Annotated in this window: 11 protein-coding genes; all 11 read right to left on the bottom strand. The window is 60.3% G+C overall.

Going from position 1 to position 12,502, the window contains the following annotated elements:
* Positions 1-9: 9 nt before the first annotated feature.
* The 11 genes from AC0IW7_RS05890 to flhA all read right to left on the bottom strand — a co-directional run bounded on the left by AC0IW7_RS05890 (position 10) and on the right by flhA (position 12,431).
* The gene (locus AC0IW7_RS05890) at positions 10-798 is read right to left on the bottom strand and encodes a ParA family protein (RefSeq protein WP_122496990.1); all 789 of its coding nucleotides are present in this window, start codon (positions 796-798) and stop codon (positions 10-12) included.
* A 50-nt stretch (positions 799-848) separates the two neighbouring features.
* Complete coding sequence (gene motD, locus AC0IW7_RS05885) at positions 849-1,721, bottom strand: flagellar motor protein MotD (RefSeq protein WP_463382286.1); 873 nt, start codon at positions 1,719-1,721, stop codon at positions 849-851.
* Between the two features lie 14 nt (positions 1,722-1,735).
* A complete protein-coding gene (locus AC0IW7_RS05880; protein ID WP_463536409.1) occupies positions 1,736-2,476 on the bottom strand; it encodes a flagellar motor protein in 741 nt (246 codons plus the stop codon).
* A complete protein-coding gene (locus AC0IW7_RS05875) occupies positions 2,476-3,609 on the bottom strand; it encodes a protein-glutamate methylesterase/protein-glutamine glutaminase (RefSeq protein WP_471816386.1) in 1,134 nt (377 codons plus the stop codon). Before AC0IW7_RS05875 ends, AC0IW7_RS05880 begins: the two co-directional genes overlap by 1 nt.
* 132 nt (positions 3,610-3,741) lie before the next feature.
* Positions 3,742-6,000, bottom strand: coding sequence for a chemotaxis protein CheA (locus tag AC0IW7_RS05870; RefSeq protein ID WP_471816384.1), 2,259 nt, complete (start codon positions 5,998-6,000; stop codon positions 3,742-3,744).
* Positions 6,001-6,011: 11 nt separating this feature from the next.
* On the bottom strand, positions 6,012-6,800 hold the full coding sequence (locus tag AC0IW7_RS05865; RefSeq protein WP_471816383.1) for a protein phosphatase CheZ: 789 nt from the start codon (positions 6,798-6,800) through the stop codon (positions 6,012-6,014).
* Positions 6,801-6,819: 19 nt separating this feature from the next.
* A complete protein-coding gene (locus AC0IW7_RS05860; RefSeq protein ID WP_176947307.1) occupies positions 6,820-7,194 on the bottom strand; it encodes a chemotaxis response regulator CheY in 375 nt (124 codons plus the stop codon).
* An 84-nt stretch (positions 7,195-7,278) separates the two neighbouring features.
* The gene (gene fliA / locus AC0IW7_RS05855; protein ID WP_162998629.1) at positions 7,279-8,025 is read right to left on the bottom strand and encodes an RNA polymerase sigma factor FliA; all 747 of its coding nucleotides are present in this window, start codon (positions 8,023-8,025) and stop codon (positions 7,279-7,281) included.
* On the bottom strand, positions 8,022-8,852 hold the full coding sequence (gene fleN, locus AC0IW7_RS05850) for a flagellar synthesis regulator FleN (protein ID WP_471816380.1): 831 nt from the start codon (positions 8,850-8,852) through the stop codon (positions 8,022-8,024). Before fleN ends, fliA begins: the two co-directional genes overlap by 4 nt.
* Positions 8,853-8,966: 114 nt before the next feature.
* Positions 8,967-10,298, bottom strand: coding sequence for a flagellar biosynthesis protein FlhF (gene flhF / locus AC0IW7_RS05845; protein ID WP_471816378.1), 1,332 nt, complete (start codon positions 10,296-10,298; stop codon positions 8,967-8,969).
* Between the two features lie 15 nt (positions 10,299-10,313).
* Complete coding sequence (flhA, locus tag AC0IW7_RS05840) at positions 10,314-12,431, bottom strand: flagellar biosynthesis protein FlhA (RefSeq protein ID WP_122497295.1); 2,118 nt, start codon at positions 12,429-12,431, stop codon at positions 10,314-10,316.
* Between the last annotated feature and the right edge of the window lie 71 nt (positions 12,432-12,502).

The raw sequence follows: 12,502 nt of genomic DNA, 5'->3' as shown, positions 1-12,502 counted from the left end.
ATCGCCATGCTATGCGACCTGCGCAGACAGTTCGTGGCTGAGCAAATGCTTGAGCAGCGCGCGATACGCCAGTACACCCCGGCTCTTGTCATCAAACTGAGACGGCGTCTGCCCTGCCCGACTGGCGTCGCGCAAACGGGTATCCACCGGAATGTAGGCGGGCCACAGGTGATCGGGATAGGCGTTGCGCAAGGTGCGCAAGGTGCTCAACGAGGCCTGGGTACGGCGGTCGAACAGGGTCGGCACGATGGTGTACGGCAGCGCTTGTTTGCGCGAACGGTTGATCATCGCCAGCGTACTGACCATACGCTCCAAACCCTTCACGGCGAGAAACTCGGTCTGCACCGGAATGGCCAACTGCTGGCTGGCGGCCAAGGCGTTCACCATCAACACGCCAAGCAAGGGCGGGCTGTCGATGATGGCGTGGTCGAAGTCATCCCACAGCTGCGCCAGGCTTTTGGCGATCACCAGGCCCAGGCCGCTCTGCCCTGGCGACTGCCGCTCAAGGGTGGCGAGCGCCGTGCTGGAGGGCATTAGCGAAATAAGCGGATGGCTGGTGGGCAGCAGCAATTGCCCCGGCAACCCTTGCGGCACGCTGCCTTGGTGCTGGAACAAATCGAATGCGCTGTGCTCCAGCGAATCGGGGTCATGCCCGAAATAGCTCGTCATGGAGCCATGGGGATCCAAGTCGACCACAACCACGCGCTTGCCCGCATCGGCCAACAGCCCTGCTAGTGCGATGCTTGTGGTGGTCTTGCCGACCCCACCTTTTTGATTGGCTACTGCCCAGACTCTCATGTTCGTTATCCTCCCGGCGCACCAAGGGCTTACCGAGAACAAGCGCCAACCTAAGGGGCCGGCGACGGGGAATTGACAGCACCGCCCGAAGGCGGCTGCACCGCAGGCGGTTGTGCAGGTTGTGTGCCAGCCCGCTCTAACGCGGCGTCGGGCTGTGCATGGCCACTGCCTACACCACTCACACTGCGCCGCACATCCAAGTTGCGTGACACCACCAGAACCACCCGGCGATTGCGCGCTCTTCCCTCTGCCGTCGCGTTATCCGCGATTGGCTGAAACTCTCCATAACCGACCGCTGCCAGGCGCCCGGCGTTCACGCCATCCATGGCCATCATTCTTACAATGCTAGCTGCCCGCGCCGTAGACAACTCCCAGTTCGTAGGAAATTGCGCGGTCTTGATCGGAAGGTTATCTGTGAACCCTTCCACATGAATCGGATTCTCGTAAGGCGCCAGAATTTTGGCAACTTTTTCGATGATGGTGAAGGCGGTGTCGTTGGGAATCGCGTCGCCGCTGGGAAACAGCAGGCTCGAGTTCAGCTCGATTTCAATCCACAACTCGTTGCCTCGCACCTTCAATTCATCGCTTTTGATCAGGTCGCCAAATGCCGTTTTTACCGCGTCGCTGATTTCTTGCAGGGCCTTGCTCGGGTCTTCGCCGTGGGCTTCGTCCTGGTCCTGCATCTTTTCCGGCTCGGTGGTCAGCGGCCGCTCTTCGCCCACCGGAATCGGTTTGACGGCGCGATCAGGCTGATTGAAGACGCCCACCAGCGTGTCGGAAAGAATTTTGTACTTGCCTTCGTTGATTGACGAAATTGAATACATCACCACGAAAAAGGCGAACAGCAGCGTAATGAAGTCGGCGTAGGACACCAGCCAACGTTCATGATTTTCGTGTTCTTCCTGATGCCGCCGACGCGCCATAGTGAGCCCGACCTTTAGTCCATGAAGCCTTGCAGCTTGAGCTCGATGGAGCGCGGATTCTCACCCTCGGCAATCGAGAGAATGCCTTCCAGGAGCATTTCCCGGTAGCGCGATTGGCGCAAGGCGATGGCTTTGAGCTTGTTGCCCACGGGTAAAAAAAACAGGTTGGCCAACGCCACGCCGTAGATGGTGGCGACAAACGCCACGGCGATGCCGCTGCCCAGCATGCTCGGGTCGGCCAGGTTGCCCATCACATGGATCAGGCCCATGACCGCGCCGATGATGCCGATGGTGGGCGAGTAGCCGCCCATGCTGTCGAACACCTTGGCAGCCTGAATATCGCGGCCTTCCTGGGTGTAGAGATCGACTTCGAGAATGCTGCGAATGGCTTCGGGCTCGGCGCCGTCCACCAGCAATTGCAAGCCTTTGCGGGCGTACGGGTCAGCCTCGACGTCAGCGACCGCTTCCAGACCGAGCAAGCCTTCCTTTCGCGCCGTCATGCTCCAACCCACCACGCGGTTGATGCCGCCGGCCAGGTCGATGCGCGGCGGGAAAATAATCCAGCGCACCACGGCCAGCGAACGCTTGAACACTGACATCGGCGTTTGCAGAAACGCCGCGCCCAACGTGCCGCCCACCACGATCAGAAAAGCCGGGCCATTGACCAGTGCGCCGACGTGGCCGCCTTCCAGGTAGTTGCCCCCCAGAATGGCAACGAACGCCAAAATCACCCCGATAAGGCTAAGTACATCCATCAGACACAGGCCTCCACCAGGTGTCGACCGATGTCATCAAGGCTGTAAACCGCATCTGCGAGGTTGGCTTTTACGATGGCCATGGGCATGCCGTAAATCACGCAACTGGCTTCGTCTTGTGCCCACACCTGGCTGCCGCCCTGCTTGAGCAGGCGTGCGCCTTCGCGACCGTCGGCGCCCATGCCGGTAAGCACCACGGCGAGCACTTTGTCGCCATAGGCTTTGGAGGCGGAGCCGAACGTGATGTCGACGCAGGGGCGATAGTTAAGGCGCTCGTCGCCCGGCAGAATTTTTACCGTGCCACGGCCGTCGACCATCATTTGTTTGCCACCAGGCGCCAGCAAGGCCAGGCCGGGGCGCAATTGGTCGCCGTCTTCGGCTTCTTTCACGCTGATTTTGCACAGCTTGTCCAAGCGCTCGGCAAACGCCTTGGTGAAGGCGGCCGGCATGTGCTGAATCAACACGATGGGCGCGGGAAAGTTGGCCGGCAGCTGGGTCAGAACGCGTTGCAGCGCAACCGGGCCGCCGGTCGAGGTGCCGATGGCCAACAGTTTGTACGCCTTGCGCTTTGGCGCTGCGCTGGAGCCGGCAGCAGGCGCTGCAGCGGCCGGCCGTGGCGCAACGGGCGCAGGGCGCGCAGGTGTGCTGCTGGTGGCGGTGCTGGAAGAGCTGGCGGCAGGTGCATGACTGGGCGCAGGTGCCGGCGCGGCAGCAGGCATACCGCTGTAGCGGCGGTTACTGCGGGCGATGGTGTGGACCTTCTCGCACAGCAGTTGTTTGACCTTCTCGGGGTTACGCGAAATGTCTTCGAAGTTCTTCGGCAGGAAATCCACCGCACCGGCATCCAACGCATCGAGCGTGACGCGCGCGCCTTCGTGGGTGAGCGAGGAGAACATCAGCACCGGAGTGGGACAGCGTTGCATGATGTGACGCACGGCCGTAATGCCATCCATCATCGGCATTTCGTAGTCCATGGTGATCACGTCAGGCTTGAGGGCCAGGGCCTGATCGATCGCTTCGCGACCATTGGTGGCAGTGCCAACGACCTGGATATTCGAGTCGGCGGAGAGAATCTCCGAGACACGCCGGCGGAAAAAGCCGGAATCGTCCACCACCAGAACCTTAACTGCCATAACCGCTCCTTTGAACCCGCCCGAGGCCCGGTTGGGCCGTCGCGCTTGGTGCTGCGCAAGCAGGCGGAGCGCTTATTTACGTCCCGTAAATGCCACGCTCCATGCCTTATCTACGCTGAGTGACACACCGCATCAGATGCGGCGTGCGTAACGCTTGAGCATGCTCGGCACATCCAGAATCAGGGCAATGCGCCCGTCACCCGTAATGGTGGCCCCGGACATTCCCGGAGTGCCTTGGAGCATCTTGCCCAGCGGCTTGATCACGACTTCTTCCTGGCCCACCAACTGATCGACCACAAAGCCGATGCGCTGCGTGCCCACCGACAGAATCACCACATGGCCTTCGTGCTGCTCTTCGTGCTGGGCGCTGCTGATGAGCCAGCGCTTGAGGTAGAACAGCGGCAAGGCTTTATCGCGCACGATCACCACTTCCTGACCGTCGACGACGTTGGTGCGCGACAGGTCGAGGTGGAAGATTTCGTTCACGTTAACCAGCGGGAACGCAAACGCCTGGTTGCCGAGCATGACCATCAAGGTCGGCATGATCGCCAAGGTCAGCGGCACCTTGATGACGATCTTGGTGCCTTGGCCTTTGGCCGAGTAAATGTTGATGATGCCGTTGAGCTGGGAAATCTTGGTTTTCACCACGTCCATGCCCACGCCACGGCCGGACACGTCGGAAATCTCGGTTTTGGTCGAGAAGCCCGGGGCGAAAATCAGGTTGTAGCATTCGGCTTCACTGAGGCGGTCGGCGGCATCTTTGTCGAGCACGCCTTTCTCAACCGCTTTGGCGCGCAATACGTCAGGGTCCATGCCGTTGCCGTCGTCAGAAATCGACAGCAGGATGTGGTCGCCCTCTTGCTGCGCCGACAGCACGATTTTGCCGCCGCGGCTTTTGCCGGCGGCTTCGCGTTTTTCCGGCGACTCGATGCCGTGGTCGACCGAGTTGCGCACCAAGTGAACCAACGGGTCGGCCAGTGCCTCAACCAGGTTTTTGTCGAGGTCGGTTTCTTCACCGACCAGCTCTAGGTTGATTTCTTTCTTAAGGCTACGGGCCAGATCGCGAACCAGACGTGGGAAGCGCCCGAACACTTTCTTGATGGGCTGCATGCGGGTTTTCATCACCGCGGTTTGCAGATCCGCCGTGACCACGTCGAGGTTGGATACGGCCTTGGACATGTTCTCGTCGCCGCTGTTAAGCCCCAGGCGCACCAGACGGTTACGCACCAGCACCAACTCGCCGACCATGTTCATGATTTCGTCCAACCGCGCGGTGTCGACGCGCACGGTGGTTTCCGCTTCGGCAGCCGGGCCGGCTTTATCAGCGGCGGCAGCAGCAGCGGGCGCAGGGGCCGGCGCAGCGGCAGGTTTAGCCGGGGCGGCAGGTTTGGGCGGCTCGGCTTTCGCGGCAGGCTTGGGCGCAGGTGCAGCGGCTTTCGCCGGCGCGGCGGCGGCCGGCACTGGCGCCTGGGCAGCGGGTTCTACGAATTTGCCTTGGCCGTGCAGTTGATCCAGCAAGGCTTCGAATTCGTCGTCGGTAATGTTGTCACCCGCGCCACTCGCCGCCGGCGTTGCCGCTGCTACTGGCGCGGCGGGTGCTTGCGGTTCAGCGGCGGGTTCTACAAATTTGCCTTTGCCATGCAACTGGTCCAGCAGCGCTTCAAATTCGTCATCGGTAATTTCATCGCCACCACCGGCAGCAGCCGGGGCTGCACTGGCAGGCGGTGCGCTAACCGGGGCAGCGGGCGCGGCCGGGGCAGCAGCGAACTGGCCCTTGCCGTGCAACTGGTCGAGCAGCGATTCGAATTCGTCGTCGGTAATTTCATCACCGCTGGCGGCTGCGACCGGCGCTTTGGGCTCGTCGTGCAGGGCATCGAGCAACTGCTCGAATTCGCTGTCGGTGATATCGCCGGAGGCCTCTGCCGCAGCAGGCGCTTCTGCCACTTCAGGTTCGGGTTCAGCGTCTGGCTCGGCGGTCGCACCGGCCAATTCTGCGGCGCTTTGCGGCTCGGCCAAACGCGCCAGCGCCGCCAAAAGTTCCGGCGTGGCCGGTGTCGGCGTGGTGCGTTCGCGCACTTCAGAAAACATGCCGTTGACGGCATCAAGAGCTTCGAGAACGACGTCCATCAATTCCGAGTCAACGCGCCGCTCACCCTTGCGCAGGATGTCGAACACGTTTTCGGCAATGTGGCAGCACTCCACCAGCTCATTGAGCTGGAGGAAGCCGGCGCCACCTTTGACGGTGTGGAATCCGCGGAAAATCGCATTGAGCAGATTGGAATCATCCGGACGGCTTTCCAGCTCGACCAATTGTTCCGATAACTGCTCAAGAATTTCGCCGGCCTCTACCAGGAAGTCCTGGAGGATTTCTTCATCGGCGCCGAAGCTCATCTGTGTGCTCCCTAGAATCCCAAGCTTGATAGCAGATCGTCCACGTCGTCCTGATTGGAAGCGACGTCTTCACGCTTATCGGCATGAATCTGCGGACCTTCACCATGAGAAGGCTCTTTTTGTTGTTCTTGCTCGGCGCGCAGCACGGCATGGTCGTGCTCGATACCTGCGAAACGGTCCACTTGGCTGGCCATAAGCACCAGTTTCAGCAGGTTGCTTTCCACTTCGGTAACCAGTTGCGTCACGCGCTTGATCACCTGACCGGTGAGGTCCTGGTAATCCTGGGCGAGCAGAATGTCGTTGAGATGCCCCGACAATTTGCTGCTGTCACGTTCGCTTCGGGCGAGAAACAGTTCGATGCGCTTGGCCAATTCGCGGAAGGCTTCGGCACCCAACTCGCGGCGCATAAAGCGACCCCAGTCGGCGCCCAGCGCAGTGGCTTCATCGTTGAGGTCGTTAACCAGCGGCGCACTCTGCTCCACCAGATCCATGGTGCGATTGGCCGCTTTCTCGGTCATCGTCACGACATAGTTCAGGCGTTCGGTGGCGTCGGTGATTTGCGACACTTCCTTGGCGTGTGGCACGCGTGGGTCAAGTTGGAAGTTGACGATGGCGTTGTGCAGCTCACGCGTCAGTTTTCCCACTTCGTGGTAAAGACCACGGTCGCGCACTTTGTTGAGCTCATGGATGAGCTGCACCGCTTCGCCAAAATTACCTTTTTCAAGGCTCTCAACGAGCTCGCGGGCATTGGATTTTAGGGACGACTCAAGGTCGCCCATGGGTAGATCGTCGTGCGCCATATTGCCCCCACGGCCGGGATCAGCCGTTAACACGCTCGAAGATTTTTTCGATCTTCTCTTTCAGCACTTGAGCTGTGAACGGCTTCACTACGTAGCCATTCACCCCGGCCTGCGCCGCTTCGATAATCTGATCGCGCTTGGCTTCGGCAGTCACCATCAGCACCGGCAGGTGCTTGAGACGGTCATCGGCGCGAACCGCACGCAACAGGTCGATACCGGTCATTCCCGGCATGTTCCAGTCAGTGACGAGAAAGTCGAAGCTGCCGCTTTGCAGCATGGGTAAAGCGGTGGTTCCGTCATCAGCCTCAGCGGTGTTGGTGAATCCCAAGTCACGCAAGAGGTTCTTGATGATCCGTCGCATCGTTGAGAAGTCGTCAACGATGAGGATTTTCATGTTTTTGTCCAAGTCGACCTCCGTACAGTCCTAAACGCACCCAGCACCTGGATGCGCGTTGAATCGAGAAACTGGCAGTGCCGCTCAGCTAGCGCGCCACTCGCTCAAGCGTGCACGCAAACGAGCGGCACACTGGCTATGCAACTGGCTGACCCGCGATTCGCTGACCCCCAGCACTTCGCCAATTTCCTTGAGATTCAGTTCTTCGTCGTAATACAGCGACAACACCAACTGTTCACGTTCAGGCAGTCCAGAGATGGCCGCCGCCAATGCCGATTGGAAGCGTTCATCTTCCAGATCGCGCGAAGGCTCGAAGTGGGTAATGCCAGCGTCTTCACGCAGACCTGTGTGCTCGCCGTCCTGAAGAAGGTCGTCGAAACTGAACAAGCGGCTGCCCAAAGTGTCGCCAAGAATGCCGTAGTAATCCTCGAGACTCAATTGGAGTTCGGCCGCAACTTCTTGATCTTTAGCGTCTCTACCCGTTCGGGCTTCAATTTTTCGGATTGCGTCACTGACCATGCGACTGTTGCGGTGCACCGAACGCGGTGCCCAATCGCCCTTGCGCACTTCATCCAGCATAGATCCACGTATGCGAATGCCGGCGAAAGTTTCAAAACTGGCGCCTTTGCTGGAGTCGTATTTCTTTGACGCTTCAAGCAGACCGATCATGCCGGCCTGGATCAGATCTTCCACCTGCACACTTGCCGGCAGACGTGCCAGCAAGTGGTACGCGATGCGTTTGACCAGAGGCGCGTAACGCTCGATCAACTGGTGCTGGGAGTCCTGCGCCTGTGCCTTGCTATACATACGGAGCCCATTGCCTGATGTCATACGGCCGTATCAGCAAGCGGTTGCTGGACCAGACGCTCCACGAAGAACTCCAGGTGCCCGCGCGGATTGGCTGGTAACGGCCAGGTGTCGACCTTCTGCGCGATGGCCTTGAATGCCAGCGCGCACTTGGAGCGAGGGAAGGCCTCATAAACTGCGCGTTGCTTCTGTACCGCCTTGCGTACCGACTCGTCGTAAGGCACAGCGCCGACGTATTGCAAGGCGACGTCGAGGAAACGATCAGTCACTTTGGTCAGCTTAGCAAAGAGGTTGCGACCTTCCTGTGGGCTGTGCGCCATATTGGCCAGCACGCGGAAACGGCTCATGCCGTGGTCGCGGTTCAGCAGTTTGATCAGGGCGTAGGCGTCGGTGATCGAGGTGGGCTCATCGCACACCACCACAACCACTTCCTGGGCCGCGCGCACAAAGCTCACCACCGCATCGCCGATACCGGCGGCGGTGTCGATCACCAATACATCGAGGTTGTCACTGATGTCGCTGAACGCCTGAATCAGGCCAGCGTGTTGCATGGGCGTGAGCTGCACCATGCTTTGCGTGCCGGAGGCTGCCGGCACGATGCGGATGCCGCCCGGCCCTTGCAGCAGCACGTCGCGCAGTTCGCATTCGCCACTGATGACGTCGGCCAGGGTGCGCTTGGCCGACAGGCCCAACAGCACGTCGACGTTGGCCAAGCCGAGGTCGGCGTCCATTAGCATCACACGCCGACCGAGGTCAGCCAGGGCCAGGGAAAGATTGACCGATACATTGGTCTTGCCGACGCCACCCTTGCCGCCAGTCACCGCGATCACCTGTACGGGATGCATACCCATGTTATCTACACACCTTGTCTAGCTCGACTGAGGCCACTTGGCTGATTACGTTCAGGCCCGGCACCGGGCCCACCTGAACGACTAAATTTCGTTACTGCTTTGCTCTACAGCGAATCAGCCTGCGCGACGCGCCGGGTTCTGGTACAGCCCGGCGAACATGTCGGCCATGGCGTCTTCACTGGGCTCCTGAGGCGCCTGCAAACTCACGGCGCGACTCACCAACTGATGACTGCGTGGAACGTGCAGATCATCTGGAATGCGCGGACCGTCTGCCAGATAGGCTACCGGTAGATGCTGGCTTATAGCCAGACTTAAAACCTCGCCCAAACTGGTCGCTTCATCGGCCTTGGTAAGAATACAGCCACTCAGACCGCAACGCTTATAGCTATGGTAGGCCGCCTTGAGCACTTGGCTCTGGCTGGTAGCGGCCAGAACCAGATAATTTTTCGATTTGACCCCACGACCCGCCAAGGTTTCCAACTGCATGTGCAGCGCCGGATCATTGCCCGGCAAGCCAGCGGTATCGATCAGCACCACACGTTTGCGCGCCAATGGTTCCAGCGCTTGGGTCAACGAGGTGCCGGGGTCCACCTGGGTCACTGACACATTAAGAATGCGGCCCAAGGTTTTCAGTTGTTCCTGAGCACCGATGCGGTAACTGTCCATGCTCACCAGCGCCACGTGTTGCGCGCCGTATTTCAAAACATAACGCGCCGCCATTTTTGCCAGTGTAGTGGTTTTACCCATACCAGCCGGGCCAACCAGCGCGATCACACCGCCCTCTTCCAGCGGCTCGACTTTTGGCGTTTTGATGGCGTGGGCCAGGTGGGCGAGAATCATGCGCCAGGCCTGACGTTGCTCGGACACTGCAGACACCCGCTCCAGCAGCACGCGCGACAACTCTGCCGGCAAGCCCATGCGTTGCAGACGACGCCACAGCGCAGCCTGTTGCGGACGGCGACTTTGCATCTGACCCCAGGCCATCGAGCCCAGTTGCACTTCGATCAACTCGCGCAGGCCGTTCAATTCGAAACGCATGGCATCAAGGCTGCGTTGGTCGGTTGCCACCGCCTTCGCAGGTTCCGGCGCAGGCGCGGCAGCTGGTTTCGGACGCTCAGGGCGCACGAACGAAGCCGGCAGTTCTGGCGCCACGATGGATTCATTGGCGAACAACTGACCGTCTTTCATCTTTTCGCCGGCCACGCGGGTGGCCAGATCGGCTTGCGCCGACACCAGCATCGACTGCGTGCGACGCAGCTCGTTCTCAAGCTCAGGGTTCGGCTGGCGTGCAGGAATCACCGGCGCCTGGTAGTCCAGGGCAGCGGTCAATTCCACGCCTCCGGCGACACGGCGCGTGCCGATGATGGACGCATCGGCGCCCAGCTCATCGCGAACCAACTTCATGACTTGACGCATATCGGCGGCGAAAAAGCGTTTAACTTGCATGACCTAAGCCTCAGTTCAGTTCTGACCCACCGTGGCAACGATGGTGACCTGCTTGTTGTCTGGGATTTCCTGGTACGCCAACACGTGCATGGTCGGTACTGCCAACCGTGCGAACCGCGAGAGCATCGCCCGAACCGGACCGGCTACCAGCAGAATCGCTGGCTTGCCGAGCATTTCCTGGCGTTGCGCGGCGTCCACCAGGGAACGCTGCAGCTTCTCGGCCATGCTCGGCTCCAGGAGAATGCCATCCTCGGAGCCTTGACCGGCCTTCTGTAGGCTATTGAGCAATATCTGTTCCAACCTGGGTTCCAAGGTGATCACAGGCAGCTCCGGCTCTAGTCCCACAATGCCTTGCACGATTGAGCGCGACAGCGCGACGCGCACCGCTGCCACCATGGCGGCGGGATCTTGACTCTTCACGTTGCTGATCGCTTCGGCGATGGAGCGGATATCCCGCACCGGCACCTGCTCTTGCAGCAACGACTGCAACACCTTGAGCAGGGTCGACAGCGAAACCACGCCCGGCACCAGTTCTTCCGCCAGTTTTGGCGAGCCCTTGGCCAGCAATTGCAGCAACTGCTGCACTTCCTCGTGGCCGAGCAGTTCATGGGCGTGTTTGTGCAGCACCTGGTTAAGGTGCGTGGCGACCACGGTGCTGGCGTCTACCACGGTGTAACCCAGGGACTGCGCCTGATCGCGCTGGAACTGGTCGATCCACACCGCTTCCAGGCCGAACGCCGGATCTTTGGCGGCCACGCCGTTGAGCGTGCCGAACACCTGGCCAGGGTTGATCGCCAACTCGCGATCCGGGTAGATCTCGGCTTCGGCCAGGCTTACGCCCATGAGCGTCAAACGGTAGGCGTTGGGCTGCAAATCGAGGTTGTCGCGGATGTGCACCGAGGGCATCAAAAAGCCCATCTCTTGCGACAGTTTTTTACGCACACCCTTGATCCGCGCCAGCAGTTGGCCGCCTTGGTTGCGGTCTACCAGCGGAATCAGGCGATAACCAACTTCCAGGCCCACCATGTCCACCGGCGTTACGTCGTCCCAACCGAGTTCTTTCACTTCCTGGGCGCGCTGGGCTGGCAGCAGTTCCTGTTGGCGCTGCACTTCCGCCACTTCGGCGACTTTGGCTTTGCGTTGTTTGTTGGCGATCCAGTAAGCGCCGGCAGCGGCAACCAGGCCGAAGCTGAGGAACGAGAAATGCGGCATGCCGGGCACCAGGCCCATGGCGATGATCAGCCCGGCCGCCACGCCCAAGGCTTTCGGTGAAGCGAACATTTGCCGGGTCACTTGCTGGCCCATGTCTTCCGAGCTGGAAACACGGGTCACCATGATCGCGGCAGCGGTGGACAGCAGCAGCGATGGAATCTGCGCCACCAGACCGTCACCGATAGTCAGCAAGGTGTAGATGCGGCCGGCGTCGCCAAAACTCAGGTCGTGCTGGACGATACCGATGGCCATGCCGCCGATCAGGTTAATAAACAGAATCAGCAGACCGGCAACGGCGTCACCGCGTACGAACTTGCTCGCACCGTCCATGGAGCCGTAGAAGTCGGCCTCTTGCGATACTTCGCTGCGGCGCAGCTTGGCTTGCGCCTGATCGATCAGGCCAGCGTTGAGGTCGGCGTCAATCGCCATTTGCTTGCCGGGCATGGCGTCGAGGGTGAAGCGCGCGCTCACCTCGGAGATACGGCCGGCACCCTTGGTCACTACGACGAAGTTGATGATCATCAAAATCGCGAACACCACGATACCGACCACGTAGTTACCGCCGATCACCACCTCACCGAAGGCCTGAATCACCTTACCGGCGGCGTCGTGGCCTTCCTGACCGTGCAGCAATACAACGCGGGTCGAGGCCACGTTGAGCCCCAGCCGCAGCAGCGTAGCGGCCAGCAAAATGGTCGGGAATACGGCGAAATCCAGCGGTCGTAAGGCGTAGATCGCCACCAGCAGCACGACGATGGCGAGCGCCAAGCTGAAGGTAAACAGCACGTCCAGAATGAACGGCGGCACCGGCAGCATGACCATACCGAGCATGACCACCAGCAACAGCGGAATGCCGATATTGCCCTGACGCAACCCCGCCAGGTTGCCCCGAAAATCCCCGATCAGTTGTGCGCGATCTATTGCCACAAGCCCATTCCTCGCCATTCAAACTTTTGACGCAAACGCGTCGCTAGCGGGGCTTTTGCAAGAAG

Source organism: Pseudomonas sp. AC229 (genome assembly GCF_979254655.1).
This window is presented reverse-complemented; position numbering and strand designations above follow the sequence as displayed.